General features: G+C 60.8%; 21 protein-coding genes, 1 tRNA gene and 1 pseudogene. 6 read left to right on the plus strand and 17 right to left on the minus strand.

Going from position 1 to position 17,995, the window contains the following annotated elements; all coding sequences use genetic code 11:
* Window positions 1-166 precede the first annotated feature (166 nt).
* The 5 genes from ATY75_RS27470 to ATY75_RS27490 form a co-directional block, all read right to left on the minus strand.
* Window positions 167-1,048, minus strand: coding sequence for an aldo/keto reductase (locus ATY75_RS27470; protein WP_088939947.1), 882 nt, complete (start codon window positions 1,046-1,048; stop codon window positions 167-169).
* A gap of 234 nt (window positions 1,049-1,282) precedes the next feature.
* Window positions 1,283-1,918 (minus strand): TetR family transcriptional regulator, encoded by a 636-nt coding sequence (locus ATY75_RS27475; protein ID WP_088939948.1) that lies wholly within the window; start codon window positions 1,916-1,918, stop codon window positions 1,283-1,285.
* A 19-nt stretch (window positions 1,919-1,937) separates the two neighbouring features.
* A complete protein-coding gene (locus ATY75_RS27480) occupies window positions 1,938-2,609 on the minus strand; it encodes a methyltransferase domain-containing protein (protein WP_088939949.1) in 672 nt (223 codons plus the stop codon).
* Between the two features lie 217 nt (window positions 2,610-2,826).
* On the minus strand, window positions 2,827-3,198 hold the full coding sequence (locus ATY75_RS27485) for a cell surface protein (RefSeq protein WP_088939950.1): 372 nt from the start codon (window positions 3,196-3,198) through the stop codon (window positions 2,827-2,829).
* 191 nt (window positions 3,199-3,389) lie between these two features.
* Window positions 3,390-3,710 carry a hypothetical protein gene (locus tag ATY75_RS27490; protein ID WP_088940118.1) on the minus strand — a complete coding sequence of 107 codons (321 nt, stop codon included), beginning with the start codon at window positions 3,708-3,710 and terminating at the stop codon, window positions 3,390-3,392.
* 269 nt (window positions 3,711-3,979) lie between these two features.
* On the opposite strand from ATY75_RS27490, the gene ATY75_RS27495 reads away from it, so the two are divergent.
* Window positions 3,980-4,729 carry a class I SAM-dependent methyltransferase gene (locus ATY75_RS27495; RefSeq protein ID WP_088940119.1) on the plus strand — a complete coding sequence of 250 codons (750 nt, stop codon included), beginning with the start codon at window positions 3,980-3,982 and terminating at the stop codon, window positions 4,727-4,729.
* A gap of 30 nt (window positions 4,730-4,759) precedes the next feature.
* On the opposite strand, the gene ATY75_RS27500 is transcribed toward ATY75_RS27495, so the two are convergent.
* Window positions 4,760-5,347 carry a hypothetical protein gene (locus ATY75_RS27500; protein WP_088940120.1) on the minus strand — a complete coding sequence of 196 codons (588 nt, stop codon included), beginning with the start codon at window positions 5,345-5,347 and terminating at the stop codon, window positions 4,760-4,762.
* A gap of 270 nt (window positions 5,348-5,617) precedes the next feature.
* On the opposite strand from ATY75_RS27500, the gene ATY75_RS27505 reads away from it, so the two are divergent.
* Window positions 5,618-7,090 carry a hypothetical protein gene (locus tag ATY75_RS27505; protein ID WP_088939951.1) on the plus strand — a complete coding sequence of 491 codons (1,473 nt, stop codon included), beginning with the start codon at window positions 5,618-5,620 and terminating at the stop codon, window positions 7,088-7,090.
* Between the two features lie 55 nt (window positions 7,091-7,145).
* On the opposite strand, the gene ATY75_RS27510 is transcribed toward ATY75_RS27505, so the two are convergent.
* Complete coding sequence (locus tag ATY75_RS27510; protein ID WP_088939952.1) at window positions 7,146-7,754, minus strand: pyridoxamine 5'-phosphate oxidase family protein; 609 nt, start codon at window positions 7,752-7,754, stop codon at window positions 7,146-7,148.
* 8 nt (window positions 7,755-7,762) lie between these two features.
* Window positions 7,763-8,467 (minus strand): SDR family oxidoreductase, encoded by a 705-nt coding sequence (locus tag ATY75_RS27515; RefSeq protein ID WP_088939953.1) that lies wholly within the window; start codon window positions 8,465-8,467, stop codon window positions 7,763-7,765.
* A 114-nt stretch (window positions 8,468-8,581) separates the two neighbouring features.
* Here ATY75_RS27515 and ATY75_RS27520 point away from each other — a divergent pair, with 114 nt between their 5' ends.
* Entirely contained in the window at window positions 8,582-9,457 is an 876-nt protein-coding gene (locus ATY75_RS27520) for a LysR substrate-binding domain-containing protein (RefSeq protein ID WP_088939954.1), read from the plus strand.
* 94 nt (window positions 9,458-9,551) lie between these two features.
* Here the strand turns inward: ATY75_RS27520 and ATY75_RS27525 are convergent, their stop codons facing one another.
* Both ATY75_RS27525 and ATY75_RS27530 read right to left on the minus strand, forming a co-directional pair.
* Window positions 9,552-9,845 carry a type II toxin-antitoxin system RelE/ParE family toxin gene (locus ATY75_RS27525; protein WP_088939955.1) on the minus strand — a complete coding sequence of 98 codons (294 nt, stop codon included), beginning with the start codon at window positions 9,843-9,845 and terminating at the stop codon, window positions 9,552-9,554.
* Window positions 9,842-10,120, minus strand: a complete 279-nt coding sequence (locus ATY75_RS27530) for a hypothetical protein (RefSeq protein ID WP_088939956.1) — start codon at window positions 10,118-10,120, stop codon at window positions 9,842-9,844. Before ATY75_RS27530 ends, ATY75_RS27525 begins: the two co-directional genes overlap by 4 nt.
* 198 nt (window positions 10,121-10,318) lie before the next feature.
* On the opposite strand from ATY75_RS27530, the gene ATY75_RS27535 reads away from it, so the two are divergent.
* From ATY75_RS27535 to ATY75_RS27545, 3 genes are all read left to right on the plus strand, one after another.
* Complete coding sequence (locus ATY75_RS27535) at window positions 10,319-10,840, plus strand: hypothetical protein (protein ID WP_088939957.1); 522 nt, start codon at window positions 10,319-10,321, stop codon at window positions 10,838-10,840.
* Between the two features lie 129 nt (window positions 10,841-10,969).
* Window positions 10,970-11,215, plus strand: a complete 246-nt coding sequence (locus ATY75_RS27540; protein ID WP_064836199.1) for a DUF982 domain-containing protein — start codon at window positions 10,970-10,972, stop codon at window positions 11,213-11,215.
* A 292-nt stretch (window positions 11,216-11,507) separates the two neighbouring features.
* Window positions 11,508-11,933: a hypothetical protein gene (locus ATY75_RS27545; protein ID WP_088939958.1), complete on the plus strand. Its 426-nt coding sequence runs from the start codon at window positions 11,508-11,510 to the stop codon at window positions 11,931-11,933.
* 55 nt (window positions 11,934-11,988) lie between these two features.
* On the opposite strand, the gene ATY75_RS35265 is transcribed toward ATY75_RS27545, so the two are convergent.
* The 7 genes and pseudogenes from ATY75_RS35265 to ATY75_RS27580 form a co-directional block, all read right to left on the minus strand.
* A complete protein-coding gene (locus ATY75_RS35265) occupies window positions 11,989-12,408 on the minus strand; it encodes a hypothetical protein (RefSeq protein ID WP_245317649.1) in 420 nt (139 codons plus the stop codon).
* 59 nt (window positions 12,409-12,467) lie between these two features.
* Window positions 12,468-12,644: pseudogene (locus ATY75_RS35615) on the minus strand (DNA methyltransferase); the annotation flags it as partial.
* Between the two features lie 140 nt (window positions 12,645-12,784).
* The gene (locus ATY75_RS27555; RefSeq protein WP_088939959.1) at window positions 12,785-13,072 is read right to left on the minus strand and encodes a type II toxin-antitoxin system RelE/ParE family toxin; all 288 of its coding nucleotides are present in this window, start codon (window positions 13,070-13,072) and stop codon (window positions 12,785-12,787) included.
* Window positions 13,073-13,079: 7 nt separating this feature from the next.
* Complete coding sequence (locus ATY75_RS27560) at window positions 13,080-13,316, minus strand: ribbon-helix-helix protein, CopG family (protein ID WP_088939960.1); 237 nt, start codon at window positions 13,314-13,316, stop codon at window positions 13,080-13,082.
* 221 nt (window positions 13,317-13,537) lie between these two features.
* Window positions 13,538-13,614, minus strand: a tRNA-Arg gene (locus tag ATY75_RS27570).
* A 121-nt stretch (window positions 13,615-13,735) separates the two neighbouring features.
* Window positions 13,736-15,256, minus strand: a complete 1,521-nt coding sequence (locus ATY75_RS27575; protein ID WP_088939961.1) for a HAMP domain-containing sensor histidine kinase — start codon at window positions 15,254-15,256, stop codon at window positions 13,736-13,738.
* 479 nt (window positions 15,257-15,735) lie between these two features.
* The gene (locus ATY75_RS27580) at window positions 15,736-17,733 is read right to left on the minus strand and encodes a methyl-accepting chemotaxis protein (RefSeq protein WP_088939962.1); all 1,998 of its coding nucleotides are present in this window, start codon (window positions 17,731-17,733) and stop codon (window positions 15,736-15,738) included.
* Window positions 17,734-17,995 lie beyond the last annotated feature (262 nt).

Here is a 17,995-nt window from a genome sequence, read left to right on the forward strand (position 1 = left end):
CTAAGTCGTAGCGCCCGGCGACGACCAAAGAAAAGTCTTACCGGCTGTTCCCGTACTACAGATCGGCATGATGGACGTTATGTGAAGCGGTGCGGCATTCTAGCCCCTCCCCCTTGTGGGGAGGGGTTGGGGAGGGGTCTTGGATCGGCACCGTCGGTCAGTTCCCTCACGCCGCCTTGAACACCTTCCGGCCCTCGGCATCGAGCGCCGAGAACTCCTCGTCCGACAGCGTGATATCCACAGCCGCGACGTTTTCTTCAAGATGTTTGACCTTGGAGGTGCCGGGGATCGGCAGCATGACCGGGCTGCGTTTCAGCACCCAGGCGAGCGCGATCTGGCTTGGCGCGGCATTGTGCTTTTTGGCGATCGTATCGAGCAAGGAGCCGGGTTTTGCGAGATCGCCGGCGGCGAGCGGGAACCAGGGGATGAAGCCGATATTCTGCTTGGCGCAATAATCGAGCACGTCCTCGCTGGTGCGGTCGACCAGATTATAGCGGTTCTGCACGGTGGCGACCTTGAAGTGTTTCGAGGCCGCCTCGATGTCGGCAACCGCGACTTCGCTCAAGCCGGCATGGCGGATCAGGCCGGCATCGAGCAGCGATTTGATCGCATCGAATTGCTCCTTGGCCGGCACCTTCGGATCGATGCGGTGCAGCTGCCAAAGGTCGATCTGCTCGAGCCCCAGGTTGCGCAGGCTCTTATGCGCCTGCTGGATCAGATATTCCGGGCGGCCGACCGGCAGCCAGATATCGGGGCCGTGACGGGTCAGGCCGCCCTTGGTGGCGACGACGGATTTGCCGCCATAGGGATGCAGCGCTTCCTTGATCAGCCATTCGGAAATGTCGGGGCCATAGGAATCGGCGGTATCGATGAAGTTGACGCCGAGTTCCGGCAGGCGCTGCAGCGTGCGGATGGATTCGGCATGATCGTCCGGCTCGCCCCAAATGCCCTTGCCGGTGATGCGCATGGCGCCGAAACCGAGACGGTTGACCGCGATCTCGCCGCCGATCTTGAAGGTGCCTGACTTGGCTGCGTTATGACTGGACATGATCTTTCCTCTCCTGGTCAATGAAATCGTTAAAGTCGGTGGAGCGGTCGGGTGCCGCCCGGTTCACCTGCCATGGCGGGGCGCCTGGCCGAAAGCGATGCGGGCATGATGATCCGCTCATCATGGTGATATTGAGAATGCCGTGACGACGCTTGCACATATAGGAGGGCGCCGCAGGCCCGGACAGGGACGGCGCTGAAAATGCCACAGGGCGCGCGGTTTCATCGAGACGCATCAACGCCCGGCCTTCGCCTCGTCGCCGAATTCCGCCAGGATCGTCCATAGCTCGGCGAATATCTCATGGGCAATATCCTGCGGCGCAGCATCCGGCGGGCGCTGCCGCCAGAGTTCGGCTCCGACGCGCAGCGCGCCGATGACGACCGCGGCGAGGATGTGCATGCGCGACCGCTCCTGCGGATCATTTCCCTTGCGCAGAAGCAGCGCCTCGGCGAGCTTCTGTTCGAGCCTGGCATATTTCAGCTGGTCGCGGGCCTTCAGGGCCGGCGTGCGATGGATGAGTTCACCAAGCGCCAGACTGCGCTCGTCGACAGCGGCGATGACGGTGGCGGTTATCGCCGCCTCGACCGCAGCCACCAACGGCTCTTCTGCCGGCCTTGCGGCGATCGCCGCCATCAGCCGATCGGCGAAGCCATCCTGCCAGGCGAACACCACCTCTTCCTTGGAGGGGAAATAATCGAAGAAACTGCGCTTGGAGACGTCGGCCGCCTCGGTGATGTCTTCGACGGTCGTGGTCTCGAAACCGCGCTGGAGAAAGAGGCTCATCGCCGCCTGCTCGATGCGCTCGCGCGTCTGCCGCCGCTTGCGTTGCCGTCGGCCTTCCCCAGTCGCCGTCCGTTTGCTGTCAGCCATTTCCGCCCGGCATCATCGGTCAGCCGCCGGTCTCGTTGGAGAAGGCGGCGACATCGTCGAGTTCAGCGTCGCTCTCACGATAGCTGAAACGCTCGCGCGACAGTTCCAGCGGCTTGCGGCGGGAAATCCGGTAGACGGAGGCCGGCGGCAGGTTGCGCACCGTGCCGCCGATGCGCACCGCCTTCAGGCCGAGACGGTCGAGGATCGGCCGCGGCACCGGGCAGCGCGGGCCATAGGTAAACTGATAGACGGCCCCGCCCGGCCGCATATAGGCGAAGGCGCCGGCCAGGATCGAGGCGATCTTGCGCGGCGACATGGACAAAAGCGGCAGGCCACTGACAACAGCGCCGACCGGCTCCCCCTCGAAAATATCGGCATGAGCGAGTTGGGCGGCATCCATCTGCAGCACGCGCGCCATCGGGAAACGCGCCTGCAGCGCGGTGATGAACTCCGGGCCGTACTCGATCAGGGTCAGATCCGCCTCGCTGACGCCGCGCGCCAGCAGCGCCCGGGTGAAGACGCCGGTGCCGGGGCCGAGCTCGATGATCGGCCCGTCGAGGGCGGCAATTTCACTGGTCATGATCCTGGCAAGCGAATCGCCCGAGGGCGCGATGGCGGCGACGCGCAGCGGGTTGTTGATCCAGGAGCGGAAAAAATGCAGGAAATCGGAGCATGCAGCCTTTGCGGTCATGACTATCCCACCTGTCTGAAATTCGTTTAATTATGAAAAGCGACCATCGCGGCGAGCATGGCAATTCCAAGGCAGGCGCGTCGAACATCTTGAGGCGCAGGCCGATTCCCACGACATTTTCTGTCGACGTTGATTTTAATTTGCACTTAATGCAATTTTGCGATTGATGCAATAGATAGAAAGAAGCGGCTCGTCGCCGCCTCTTTCATTTGCCGGCTCAATAGCCGTTATCACAGGGCATGCTGCCGGGACCGATCGATCCAGAAAACGTAGGGTTGCACATTTCCGGGGCTGCCGGTCTGTTCACCGGCTGGCGAACGATCGAGCCCGTGGTGCCGGCCTCGACGCCGAAGGCGGCAACCGGATACCAGTAACCGTCGGAATGGCGGCGGGTGCCGGGGCGCTCGGTGCGAAAACCCTGATAGCCATGCCAGGATCCGGCATGTGGTTTATATTGCAACATTTTCGCGGACTGGACATCCGGCGGCCGAACCGCCTGGACGGGTGCCGCCTGCGCTGGAGCAATCGACGCGAGGGCAAGAATGGCACTGAGCACTGTGGTGGAAGGGATAAGTCTGAGCATCTTCATGATAAACCCTCCTTAGTGGATTTACCTGATGAAAATGCCTTTCCGGACCGCGGAGTTCCCGGTTCACATGCAACTTCCAAAACTCGTGATTGCAGGCGATCCGGCGTGACTAAATGGCCGAAAAACGTGAAAAGTCGCGATTGGCGGAATGGCTCAAACCGGGCTGCGGCGGAATTCTGAATTCTCTGTTCTCAATTGGCATATAGTGTCCGGTAGCCCTGGCCGGAGAGGCAGGCGACATATTGCCGGTGGGCCGCGGCGCGCGCTATCGTTTCCGCCTCCAGCTCATCGGCCCCGGCATAGCCCGTCAGCTGGGCGCGCAGCTCATACTGTCTCCTCGCCTCACGATACATGGCGTTGCCGTCGGTCATGCAAAGGCCATGCGCGACTGCAGGCGGATTGACCGGTACGCCGATTGCCAGGAGCACCGGATCATTGGCATGGTCGATGCAGCCCCCAAGCGCCGTCATCATCGTCAAGACGGCCAGGGCCCGAAAAATTCCCACCATCATGCATTCCTCCGGCCGCAGCGCCTCTGAGATCATCAGACCTGCGGGTACATCAGGAAGATTGCGCGAAACTAAAGCATGTCGCGCAAAAGTGTGCCGCGGTTTTGCGGCAACGACATGCGTGAAAACAAAGAGCTAAAGCGCGTCGCATGAATCAAGTTTGACGCGACGCGCTTTAGGCAAATCGACTTCTGAAGTTTAAATATTGCTTAAATATTATATTAATGCTTACTTATGGTCGCAGACGCTAATCTCTCCGGGGAGGGAAGATGATGGCTTCGCCGTGGGTAAACGACGCGCTGTCGCATGCGCAATCAGCGTTTTCCAGCAAGATCAACACCGACATTCTTGAGGTTGGCGGCGGCTCGCGCACCCATATCCCGTTGGCAGGCGCGAGATATACCGTCCTCGATATCTCGAAGGAGCAGCTCGAGAGGAACCGGGACGCTTGCGAGCGGATCCTCGGTGATGCGCAGACCATAGACTACGGAGATCGCCATTTCGACGCCTGTGTCTTCTGGGACGTCCTCGAGCATCTGGAAAGCCCGCGCGCCGCCCTGCTCAGAGCCCATGACACCCTGTCTCCCGGCGGCCTGGTCTTCGTCAAGGGTCCGATCCTGAATTCGGCCAAAGGGATCTTCACCGACCTTACGCCTTGGTGGACCCACGTCCTGTTCTATCGCTACGTCCTGCGGCAGAAAAACGCAGGAAAGCCGGGTTATGCCCCCTTTCGTGTCGAGCACGCCGCCGAGGCATCCCATTCGGAGATTGCCGGGACACTGAAGGAGCTCGGCATGGATATCGTCTTCGTCGGCGAATATGTGTCGACGCAGGTGCATGCGCTTAAGGACCGGATTCCCCCGCTTTATTGGCTTTATGAAGCCTTCGGCCTTCTGCTTCGCACAGTTTCGGCCGGAAGGATCGGCGGGCGGGAGACGGAGTTCCTGATCGTGGCAAAGTGCCTGCGTCCCCACCAAACTCTATATAGCACTTCGGAATCCCGAAATTGGCTGCGGCATTGAAATCCCTCAATATTTCCCGAGGGTCACAGCTCACGAAGCGCGGCGAATTTCGGGATCCCGAAGCGGTGGGATTTCGGGATCCCGAAGTGGCGTTTTTTTCTTCCGGCCGACACGCCCGCGTTTATCGGCGGCAAGTTTGCGGTCGGTCTCGGACCATTTCCGGCACCTATCGGCCGTGCATTGTTTCCACTCGTCGGTCGCCGGCGCACCTTCATAATCACCGACGAATGTCAGCGTGAACCGGTTGGGATGCGCGACCCCGCTGCCTGCGCGGCCGCGGTGAACTTTGATCAGCCCCTTATATGCCAGTTCATCGAGCGCATCGGCGACATATTCGCCGGTGACGCCGTAGGAGACGAACTGGGGATGGGTCACCACAAGTTTGCCGTTTTCGAGAGCGGCATGGGCGGTGTGCTCGATGACGATGCGGAAGAAGGCGCGGCAGGCATTGGCGCTCAACGTCGTGAAAGCCGGCGATTCCAGCAGCTGGATCGTCAGCCATTGCCAGCGGAGGCTGCCGTCATCGCTCCCGCCGGGCGGCGCGGTATGCTTGCGCACCATCGCCCGCGTCTTTCCGGCAGTGGTTCGGCTTTTGTCGCGAGGGTTGAATTCCACCATCAGCCCCTCACCCTCGTTGCCGTCCGATCCTTCGGCAAGACGCCAGGCTTGCGAGGCCGGGAACTCTGCAGGCGACGGCCGAAGCTCGCCCAGGCGATCACCTCGCCAACGGGGAAAAATTTGCTCGACATTCAGCATTCCATGGTTGCAATTGCGTACAACCTAGCGCAAGCATGATCGACAGACTAGGAAAATATTCTTAGCTTTGAGTCTTATATCACCGAGGTCTTCCTGCTAGGATCTCGGCAGGGATGTCAGAGGCCAGCCAGCATGAAATTACCGCATTGGAGAATACTTGTCTGGTTTTGCGTCTGCGTCACGCTCTCCGGCCCGGCACAGTCCGAGGATGGCGTCACCATCCCCGGTTATGCGCCGGCGACCGGCGTCGAGCATGGCTACAGCGTGCAAAAAGCCACCGAAAGCGACATGTCGTTCTGGTTCGACAAGCCGGGCGCCTCGGTGACGACGCGCGGCGTATTTCACCCCCGCATGACGGTTCTGTCGCGGGATGAAAACGGCATGCGCGTCCGCTGGTCCCTCAACGCCGACCTGCCGGAAGGCACCGCCGGCACTGCCGACAGCTATCAGATGAACCTGCTCTATCAGAATTCCCTGACGGCCTATGGCACCAGCACGCTCGACCTTGAAACGGATTTGAACGGCTTTCCCACCAATCTGTTCGGCGTCGATCGGATCCTGGCGCATATGGGAGAAATGGCCATCAATGGAGCAGGTGGGGCCGCCGCGTCCTCGGAGAACGGCGCCACTGGCATCATCGGCAAGATAGAGCAAAACCCGCTGCTGATTGTCACCGCCTTGGTGCCGGAGGCGCAGCTGCTTGCGACCGGACAATTCTATCAGGATCAGGTCATGCAGATCGGGCAGCCCGCGGCAGGGTCGCGGATCGAGGATTATAGCGGCGTCAATGTCACCGTGGCGTCGACCTGGACCCTTGAGTCCACCGACGCGGCCGCGCGCTCGGCGACCCTTTCCATGTCCGAAGACGTCGATCCCGCGGCATTCAGCCAGTCGCAGCAGCCGGCGATCGCAAAGATGATGGCGGCCTTTCCCGAGCGGGTAAAGAACCTTACCGCCGATCAGCTGGCTTCCATCAAACGCGCCGGCAAGACCCGAAGCGCCACATTCGTCGTGTCGCTGGACGATGGTTCAACGGTCGAAGCCACCGAGATCGTCAGCGTGACCACCGGCGGGTTCACGCTGCGCACCTACACCCACATATTGCGGGACGACATGCCGGCGCGCTTGCCGCTCCCCGCCGTGCTGACGGCCAAGGTCTTGCAGATGCCCGATCTGCATATCGAGCCGCTGCCATCTGAAAAGGCCGGGCCGGGCATCCTGGACGAGCTTTCCACGCCGACTTCACCGCCGGCATCGCAAGAGACGGCCGTGGCGACGGGCAATGCCGGGGCTGAGGCGATCGCGCCTGTCGCGCTCGCGGTGAAGAGCGCCGAGGTCGCCCGGTCCCCCATCTCTTACGACCGGGGGCTGACTATCGTGCTCACGCCGGAAAGCGCCGCCAAATTCCGCGATTTCACGCAAGCCGCATTGGGACGGCAAACGCAGTTGCTGATCAACGACAAGGTCGTCATCGAACCCTGGATGCGGGAGCCGATCATGGATGGCCGTATTGTTCTGGCGGGAACGGACGGGGAAGATCTGCAGGCGATGGCCGAACAATTGCCCGTCCCTGGAGCTTCGATCGTCGTCCGGCTGCGCCCATGAGGGCGCGCCCACCCCGTGTCATGCCCCCTGTCATGGCCCAATGTCATAGCCCTCGTCATGGATTGACCCATCGACAGGCCGCAAGCGCGCCCGTCTCGTCATAGGTCAACAGCGCCCTTCGATTGCCCTGCCGGCGCAACTGGAACCAGTCCAGCGTGCGGGCGCGAAAGATCAGCAGGCCGAAGTGCGGCTTTCCCTTCGCGTCATCCTGAGGCTTCGGCAGAACCGCCTCATCGATCATCTCAAAACCACACTCGTCCCCCGGCGGACCGCCGGTGTAGGTCGTCCGCGTCCAGGGGGAGAGCTTGTCCCAGGCGGCGTTGGCCTGATCGCTACCGGGGGCATGCAGTTCGACCGTTCCCTGAAGCCGAAACTGCAGCCGCGTCTGCGTGGAGAAGCCGAGGACCGTGACATGGGGTTTTGTCGAAAGCTCCCGCCATTTCGGGCTGCGGCTGTCGGTGTGAAATTCCAGAACCCGTGATGGACCGTCGGCGCGCCGCAAGACCACCATGCGCGCCTGCGGCCTGGCCTCTGAATCCACCGAGCAGAGGTTCAAGAAGCGGAAACCCGACTGCGGGCTTGTCGCCGCCGTTTCAAGCTCCCGCCATGCGGAAACGTCTATATCCGCGAGGTTCGGCGGCGCGGCTTCATGATCTGCTTCCATGAGCTGGCTCAGACGGAACGGGTAATGCCGCCGTCGACGCGGATGTTCTGGCCGGTGATGTAGCCGGCGCCCTCGGAGAGCAGGAAGGCGACGGTCGCGGCGATTTCCTCGGCCGTGCCGTAGCGGCCCATCGGTACGCTGTCGCGCCGTTCCTCGGTGGCGGGCAGGCTGTCGATCCAGCCGGGCAGGACATTGTTCATGCGGATGTTCTTCGCCGCATAGGTATCGGCGAAAATCTTGGTGAAGCTTGCCAGCCCCGCCCTGGCGAAGGCCGAGGTGGGAAACATCGCCGACGGCTCGAAAGCCCATGCCGTCGAGATGTTGACGATGGCGCCGCCGCCCTGGGCCTCCATGATCGGCGTGACCAACCGGATCGGCCGCACGGCGCTGAGGAAATAGACCTCCATGCCCTTGTGCCAGTCCTCGTCGGTAATCTCGAGGATCGGCGCGCGCGGCCCATGGCCGGCGGAATTGACCAGCGCATCGATCCGCCCCCATCTCCCCATCGCCAGATCGACGAGCCGCTTCACATCGCCATTCACCAGGTTCGAGCCGGTGACACCGACACCGCCCAATTCCTTGGCGAGCGCCTCGCCCTTGCCCGACGAGGAAAGCACCGCAATGTGATAGCCGTCCGCAGCCAGCTTCCTTGCGGCGGCAGCACCCATGCCGGAACCGCCTGCGGTGATGAGAGCGACTTTTTCTTTAGACATCGGAGCCTCCAATCGTTGAATTGCCGAGCAGTATGCCAGAGACAGCGCCGACTTTCGCCCCAGAAAGAAACGTGTCAGACTGTAGAAAATCTACTGGAGAGTCTCCGGAAATCAATGGTCCAACCCCGCCGCAAGCTGCCGCCGCTGAATGCGCTCCGCGCCTTCGAGGTCTCGGGCCGCAGGTTGAATTTCCGCGCCGCCGCCGAGGAGCTGGGAGTGTCTCAGGGTGCGGTGGCGCAGCAGGTCCGCGCGCTGGAAGATCAACTCGGCCTGATGTTGTTTCAACGCCTGCCACGCGGCCTGGCTCTGACCCCGCAAGGCGCAGCCTATCTGGCGGATGTGACCCGCGCCTTCGACACGCTCGGCGAGGCGACCGGACGGCTTCTCGCCCGGCCGGACGCCGTGACGATCAGCGTCACCCCGACGGTTGCCGCCAAGCTGCTGATCCCGCGTCTCGCCGAGTTCAAAGCCGCCCTCCCCCACGTGGAGCTCCGAACGGTCGCCACCGAGGCACTGTCGGACTTCGACCGCGATCAGGTGGACATTGCGGTGCGGCTGACCCGCGGGCCCTTCCCGGCCTCGTTGGAGGCGCGACTGCTGTTCCGCCAGGAACTGGTCGCCGTCGCCAGCCCGCATCTGGTCAAGGGCCTGCCCCTTCCGCTGACGGCCGACGCGCTTCGCAAGCTGCCGCTTTTGCATGACGCTGTCAGCCCCTGGCCGCTCGTCCTGCGATCGCGCGAGAAGCTGCCGGGTGCGGTGTTCAACCATACGACACTGGCGCTCGATGCCGCGCTCGCCGGCCAGGGTGTTGCCTTGGCCTGCCGGGCGTTCGTGGCGGCGGATCTCGAGGCCGGGCGGCTGGTGCAGGTGACGGATGCGACGACGCTGATCGAACCGGACTATTTCCTTATCCGCAAACGCTCGTCATCGCCGCGAAAGGCGGTCGACGCGGTATGGCATTGGTGCGCGGCACGGCTGTCGCTCAGCTAGAGCATTTCCATTTTTCTCCGAATCACGGAGATGCTCTATCTCTTTGCTTTCACGCAATTCCGGACGTAAAACCGCCCCCGACCCATCCATCAAACTAGATACGGTTCTCCCGTCCATGCCAAACGCGCACAACAACAAGCGTGTCTGTTTCCTCATCGAGGCGATAGCGCAGAATGTAGGCGCTTCTGCCAAAAGGAACAAAGAGCTGACGGTAGTGCGAACGGTCTTCCATCCGAATACCGATATAGGGGTTCTCCAGAAGCATCTGGATGCCCTCGTCAATTGCGAGCATGGCCTTTTGAGCGGCTAAAGGATTGGCTTGTCCTACCAAGAATCCATAAAGCCGCTCAATGTCGTCTTCTGCCTCCGGCAGGAAAACGAATTTCATTGCGGGTCCGCTTTACGAGCGGCTTCGGCGGCAAAACCGCGCAGTTTGGCTCGGACTGCCTCGAACGGCACCGAAACTCCGGTTTCTAGATAACGCTGCCAGCGCGCTTCATCCTCAGCCTGTTCGCTAATTGCGCGCTCCGCTTCATCGGCGTAGGAACGCAGCACGCTTTCAGCGAAATCTGCAAGCGAAGCGCCTTGCTTTTTGGCAAGGACGCCAAGACGCGCTTGCAAATGCGCGTCAATATCGAGCGGTTGGGTCTTTGGTGCAGGCATAGCCTGATGTTATCACCTTCCCCGAGCGAGTGAAAAGCATTTTGCTGGACAATCCGCGACAGCGACCTTCATCCAAGCATTTGGCAGCACTTTTGAAAAGACAAAAGGCTAAACTCAAGGTGGTACAGCCTCTGCGAATCCCGTAAGCAATATGAAACTCGCGCCGAATGCGACCAGAGCTATTTTCAGGAATATCACATGCGCAACGCCCAGTTCATTCGCTTCGCCGCTTTCTCTCTCAGCATCGTTTTTGCGACATTTCAGATTGAAGATCTTATGGCCGATACGGCCAATAAAAAGTTCTTCGATGCCGCCCTGTGCAAGCCGCCCTATTCGATGACATCGGCAACCGAAATCTATGATGCCGCGGAAGCTCTGGCCAAGCCGGACACCTCGTCGCTCGGTGCGGCGATCTACAAGATCCCGAGCCAGATCGGCCGCGACGGCTTCAAGTCGACAGAGGTTTTCTTTGCCAGCAATGCGGTCGGAATTCTGGTCGAAGGCCAACGCGCTGACGATCTGGCGAAAAAATACGGGTTGAAGCCGGAGACCTCGGACCTGCTTGGAACCTCCACCAAGGGCTATTCGCGCGAGCTTCCAGCCGATCAGCAGCCCGAACCGGGACTTGCCAGGCCTGGAAAAGTTTCCATCGTCGCCCGCCAGGGGGATGCCTTGCCAGGCAAGACATTGCTGGCGTGCGAATTCGCCCAGGATTTTTGAGAGGCGCCGCATAAGCTACAGTCGGCGTTGCTGGAAAAAACATCTCGTTCAAGCCGTCGCCTCGCCACGCGGGATAAACCGCCTTATGTGAGGAGGCGGCAGAGAGCACGCAGCGGAGATCCTGAGACAATGCAAACCATTTGGAAGAAGCCGGTAACACTCGCCCTTGACGGCCCGGATCAGTGGGTGGTCATCCAGACGACCCAGGCCGCAACATGGGCGTTGGTCGAAGACTGGCCGACCGAGGAGGGCCCGGCGCTCGATCGGGCGTGCGCGGTTTGCGCCGATGTGATGTCGGGCAAACGAAACCGGGAGGAAGCGCGGCAGGCCTTTATCGAAGCTGCCATCGAAGCCGGCATCCCGATCAAGGAGTAGGGTCAGGGCAATTGGGGCTCTGTTAGGCTCGTTGCCTCTACTAAGAGGCACGAGCCAGCGGCTTCCGGCATTGGTGTGGCTTTTGTTGTCTTTCACGCGTGCTGTTGGAAAGACCGGCCCAGCGTCCACATCGCCAATCGCCACATATTCTTCGACATTCAACATTCCATGGTTGCAACGGCCAGCAATCCAGCGTAAGAACGTTTCATGAACTAGGAAAAAAATCTTAGGGCGTCTTTTGAGATCACCTGATCCCGTCAGGGACAGGAAATTGCACGCGGTGGAGACCAGGATGCGGAAGATCGGCATGAGGAAGCAGAGCGCGATGGTCTATGGCCAGCGACTACTGGCGTTGGTTTCGATCCTGCTGGGAAGCGCCGTCCAGGCTTATCCCTGCGATCAGCCGATCGTGATTTCCAACTGGTCGCTCTGTGCGACCGGCAATGTCAGCGCTGAGGGCGGCGCCGCTGATTGGAAAGTCGTTCCTGCATGGACTCGCCAGAAAGCCATAAGCGCGTATTTCGGAAACGAGCCGCGGCTCTTGGCAAACCACGGCCTTTGCAATGAAAAATTCCAGCGCGTGGTCACCTGCCTGCCGGGATGGGAAATGGGCGACCCGGATGAATGCTCTTATCTGATCTGCAGTGGCTATTACTCATCCGCCTCTGGGAAGGAAGAAAGGGAAGCCTATGAAAGGGACTTCCCGGCCGAGCAATAGTTTTTCGCCTCGCCGCCTTGGGGCAGAGGATGGAGCGGCCATCGCGGCGAACTTTTTATCCGCTTGCATTCTTAAACACGAGGCACTGGGTAAATCGGTTGCCGCTTTCGACTGCTTCAGACCAATTCACCATAATTTTCCCCTCGAGCGTCATGAGCTCCGATAAAGCTCTTCCTAGATCCCAGACAAGGGGAGAGAATTGTTCGTTGGTCAGATTGTCGGCCTGAACGATAAGGTAAGCGTTTGTCTTCATGCGTTTGCAGATCCGGCCGTATATTTCCTGCATTCTTTTGAGATAAACGTCATAGCCGTCATAACCCGGATCGCCGTTATAAAGCGGGTTCCATTTATGCCAATGGGGCATGTATGGCGGCGATGTGATGCAAAAATCCATCTCGGGAAAATCGAAGGCTGCCAGCTCCGCGCTATCACGCAGAAGAGATGATCCTTTGCCGTTATGCGTTCCCTGACCCATTCATATCTCTGCCGGTCGGCTTCTATCCCATAGGGGATTCTCCCCCTCTGCTCACAAACAAAGAAGGTCGTTCCCAAGCCCACGAAGGGATCGAAGACGGCGTCTCCCGATTTTGTAAACCGATCAAGCAATGCCGACACCAAAGCGGCGGGAAACCTGATTTCATCGCCGTTCTGAAAGTCCGGCAAGGGAAATCCATGTTGGTTGGAGACCGTCAATAAATCTGAAATTGCCACGGCAAACTTCCTCGCCTCGCATCAGCTTTCTTCCCCTATCAACGGACATAGCTCCTTCGAGGGACCAGGGAAGTACGCTATCACTTGATGGCGGGGATGAAGCGTCGCACGCTGATTTCGTCGGCGCATTGCCAGGACGATTAGACCTCGTCCGGCCACTCACGCGCGCCGTGCTGGACGAACAGAACTTCGATATGGTCGTCTCGAACGCGGTAGGCAACGATGTAAGGCGTTGCCGGAATAACAAGCTCGCGAGTTCCTCTGATTTCCCCGGCACGCCCTATGAAGGGATTGGCGGATAAAAGCTTCTCCGTCTTTGAATGAATGTCATTGACGACGCGCGCCGCGGCGCGCGGGTTTCTCTCGCCGATATAATCGTTGATGTCTGCAAGCTCTTGGAGATAGCGTTTCGTCCAGACAAGGCGCACGGGGCTGTTATGCCTGACTGTATTTGTTCAGCACGGCGGCAATTTCTTCATCCGTGGCGAAGTTGCCTCTGTCGGCGTCTTCGATCCCCGCCTGAACGCCCGCGATCCATTTTTCCTGCCACGCAAGAGAGCGACCATGGGAAAGCGCGTCTTCGATAATCTGGCTGCGTGTCAAGGTTGAACGCTCTGCCAGCATGTCGATGCGACGGCTAAGATCGTCGGAAATATCTACGTTGTTCTTCATGTGTTCATTCTGCCATATCGCGGCGGTATCGCCAAGAAAATCTGAAGTCCTGCCTGGGCTTCGATGTTCAGGGAATTGTGGGAGATTGGAAAATCGCCGCGCGGTGCTGAAACTAAGCTTCGCCGATAGGCTAAGTTATAAGCGGAATGAAGGATTTAGAACGGCGGATTTGAGCTTCCCGTTCAAGGCCTTAACATAGTCTTGCAATGAAAAAGAGGAAATGGCGCACCCGAAGAGATTCGAACTCCTGACCCCCAGATTCGTAGTCTGGTGCTCTATCCAGCTGAGCTACGGGTGCGTGCAACTGCGGCGGTGCCGCTTGCGTGGGCGATCCTCTAAAGCGTCCTTCGGGACAATGCAAGAGCATTTCTGAAAAAATCGCCGTTTAAAAATTTGCGGCCGCGGCTTTCCAAATCCGGTCACTTCTCAAGGTGCGTCCGGCTGCGATAATCCTCCAACGAAACCGGGCGATCGGGGATCTCGATGCGGAACTGGGTTCCGACAGTCGGTTTTTCCACAAGCGCGATCGTGCCGCCATGGGCGAGCACCAACTCGCGGGCGATCGTAAGGCCGAGGCCGGTGCCGCCGGAGCGGGCGGAGCCGCGGAAGGCGGCAAAGAGGTTCTGGCGCGCCTTGAGAGGCATGCCGGGCCCGGTATCATCCACGGTGATGCTGACGACGCTGCCGACGCGCTGGGCGGCGACGGTGATGCGTCTGACCGCGCCCGGGGCACCCTCGCCCGGCGCCATCAGCGCCTGCAGCGCGTTGCGGCAGAGATTGTGGATAACCCGGAACAGCTGCTCGCCATCGGCATCGACCTTGAGATCGGCGCCGATCTGCTCGGTGAATTCGATGCCGCTTTGCGGATCGATCGCGAGCATGTCCTTGACGTCCTGGGTGAGTTCCAAAAGCAGGATATGGCGGCGGCGCGGGGCGGATTCGCTCGCCTTGCCGTATGACAGCACCTCGGTGGTATAACCGACGGCGCGATCGATGGTGCGCAGGAGCTTCGGGGCGAAGCTTTTCACCATCGGATCGTCGACATCGACCAGCCGGTCCGACATCAGCTGCGCCGAGGCCAGGATATTGCGCATGTCGTGATTGATCTTGGAGACGGCGAGGCCGAGCGCGGCGAGGTTCTTCTGCTGCTTCAGCGTCTTCTGCAGCTCCATCTGCATCGAGGTGAGGTTGCGGCCGGCGACCGCCAGTTCGTCGCGGCCGCCATCGCCGATGTAAATATGGGCGGGGTTCTCGGGATCGGAGGAGAATTGCTGCATGCTGCCGGTCAGCCGGCGGATAGGGCCGATCAGGATGCGGTTGATTGCAAAAAAGATCAGCGTCGCGGTAAAGAGCGAGATCAGCACCGACAGCAGCAGAACGTTGCGGGAATAGGCAAACATCGCCGTGCGCAGCTGCCTGTCCTTCATCACCACCTCGACGCCGGTATTGGTGTCGCCGACGGGGCCGTAGACGCGGATCATCCTGCCGCCGCCGAAGATCAAGGTGTCGAGCGCATCGCGTATCGCCGTTGCCGGCGGCACATCGGTGAGATCATAGGCTTCATCGACCGAGGTCGGCATGTCGGTCGTCGCCAAGAGCCGCGAGGTACCGTCCTTGCGCAGCACGATCGCCTTGGTGCCGGTCGCCTCCAGCGTCTCCTTCTGCAGCGCCCGCGGCAGCTCGACCGGCTGCAGTCCATCGATGACGATCGCGGCGGCAGCGGCCGTGTTCAGCCTGTCCTGCAGCCAGCGTATGCGCATGCTGGCGACCGAGGGGAAGAAAATCAGGATTTCGGCGAGCATGATAAAGACGACGGTGAGCCAGAGCAGCTTGCCCGACAATCCACCGAACATGCCAGCAGACGGGCACGGCGCCCTGACCGCCTCGCCGGCCGCGGGGATTTCCGCCGAAGGATTGTCGCCCTGATCTTGTACCGGCATTCTCGTCTCGCCCGATCGGCAGCACTGCAGCCGCCCCCATCTAGAACAGGATTGGTTTCAGGCCGGTCGACCCGCAACCAATCCTGTTCTCGATTCTTTAGCTAGCGCATGATGTCGTCCGAAAACCGCTCACACTTTTCGGCATCATGCCCTGGGTCTCTATATTAGACCAAAAGGCTCCGCTTTCAAATCTTTGCGGGCAGCGTCATGTCGTCACAAAGAAAACGCCGCCCGAGAGGAGTGAATGCCCCTCCCCAACCCCTCCCCACAAGGGGGAGGGACTAATTTGCGGCGCCCCGCGCAGCAAATATCAGCCTTTCCGCGGATGAGACGATGAAGTGGAAAGCGCCGGTGCGACAGGTTAAGCCCCTCCCCCTTATGGGGAGGGGTTTGGGGCGGGGTCTTTGCCCAGCGCGCACCGGGCAGAAAAACTAACGCCGCCCGGAGGCGGCGTTAAAATGGCGAGTGATCAATAAGGATCAGAACTCTTCCCAGCTCTGCTCTGCCGCCGCCGCATTGCCGCCGAAGGCGCGGGCGACCTTGGCGATGGCGCGGCGGGCGGGAGAGGCGACCGGTCTTTGCGGCTCGTTGCGAACGAGCGCCACCGGTGCCCTGGTGTCATCGGCCAGTTTGAAGCGGGCAATGAGGCTGACCAGCCCACCGGCTTCGGCCGAAAGCCTGTGGGTGGCGGCGGAGGTCTCCTCCACCATGGCGGCATTCTGCTGGGTCACCTGGTCCATCTGGTTGACGGCGGTATTGACTTCCTTGAGGCCGGTCGACTGCTCGGTCGCAGCCGTGGCGATCGAGTGGATATGGTCGTTGATGGCGATGACACGGGTGCCGATTTCCGCCAGTGCCTCGCCGGTCGCCTGCACCAGCTTGACGCCGACCTGCACCTCGTCGCCCGACTTGGTGATCAACGCCTTGATGTCCTTGGCGGCCGTTGCCGAGCGCTGGGCGAGTTCGCGCACTTCCTGCGCGACGACCGCAAAGCCCTTCCCGGCCTCACCGGCGCGTGCCGCCTCGACGCCGGCGTTCAGCGCCAGCAAATTGGTCTGGAAGGCGATCTCATCGATGACGTTGATGATCTGGCTGATTTCGCGCGAGGCCTGCTCGATGCGGCCCATGGCCTCGACGGCGTTGCGCACGACGACGCCGGAAGCGCCCGACTTGTCCTTGGCTTCGGAGACCATGACGGTTGCTTCATGCGCCCGCTCGGTGGAGTTCTGGACGACGGCGGTGATCTGATCGAGCGCTGCCGAGGTCTGTTCGAGGGCGGCCGCCTGCTGCTCGGTGCGCTTCGACAGGTCGTCGCTGGCATTGCGCAGCTCGGCGGTGTTGCCGTTCATCGCCTCCGTCGTCTCGCGCACCTCGCGCATCGTCGCCTGCAGGGTGACGAAGGTATTGTTGACGTTCTGCTGCAGCTCGGCGAAGGCGCCCTGGAAGCTGCCGCGCATCGTCTGGGTGAGGTCGCCCTCGGCAAGGCTTGCGATGACGCGGCGGGTCTCGCCGATGCCGGCATCGACGCTCGACAGCAGCGTGTTGATGTTGCCGGCGAACTGGTTGAGGTTCTCGTCCTCATAGTCCTTGTCGATGCGGTGGCTGAAATCGCCGGCCGCAGCCGCGGCGACGACGACCGACATGCTCGACTGCAGGTCGTCGCTCTTGGCGCGCATCGCCGCCTCCTGGGCGTTCAGGCGCTTGACGGCAAGGCCGTTCTGCTTGAAGACCGCGACCGCCGCGGCCATCTCGCCGATTTCGTCCCGGCGTCCGGCAAAGGGAACCTCGGCCTCGAAATTGCCGTCGGCGACTGCCTTGATCGCATGCGTGACGCGCTTGATCGGGCGGCTCAGATGGCTGGTGCCGATATAAAAGCCCATGCCGATGCCGGCGGCGATGCCGACGCCGGTGATGCTGAGGACGAGCATCAGCACCCAGGAGCGGAAGCTCTCGATCTCGGCGTTGACGGTCTCCAGCGCGGCTTTATCGATGGCGACGACCGCGTCGATCTCCGCCTGGAACGCCTTGCGGTTGGCGCGGTTGGCTTCATTGTTGCCCTGGGCGCTGGCGGCCTCGGGGCCGACTTCGGTGCCGAGGCGGGCCGTTTCCATGCGGAAGGTGCGGAATTCCGCGGCACGGGCGGTAAGCTTGGCAAAATCGCCCTTCTCGTCTTCGGGAACCAGCGGCGCCCAACCAGCGATAACCTTGTCGATCTCGTCGAGGCCGGCCAGCAGGCCCTTGGCGAAGCTCGGGGTATCCTTGATCGTCTTGGCCGCATAGATGCCGCGCGATTCCATCACCACGGCCGTGACGAAACGGTTGAGGCGTTCGCCGGCATAGGCACGGGCGGCCGCCTGCTCGTAAGCCGTCAGGTTGCGGCTGTATTCATGCATGGCCGACAATGCCGTTGCGCCGATCAGAAGCGCGACGGAGCCCATCACGCATACCAGCAGATTAATTTTGCCGCGGATCTTCAATGCACTGTCTCCTACCTACGCCACTGCCTGGAAAGCAAATTGCCAGCCGATGATCTGAATATCGGAGAAATTTATTAAAGTTCGATTTCCAATATTTACGATTATGGCCAGGGGAAATTTTCCATATCGGCCCTGCCAAGGGCGCAAAAGCCTTGGAAAACCGGGCGATCGATCTGCACCGGCGAGGAAGCACAACCAGTCGGAGCATGTCCAATTTCTTAACACCGGAATGCGAAAATACTTGTCGATCGACCGGCACGAA

Source organism: Rhizobium sp. N122 (assembly GCF_002211295.1).
Lineage (GTDB): Bacteria > Pseudomonadota > Alphaproteobacteria > Rhizobiales > Rhizobiaceae > Rhizobium.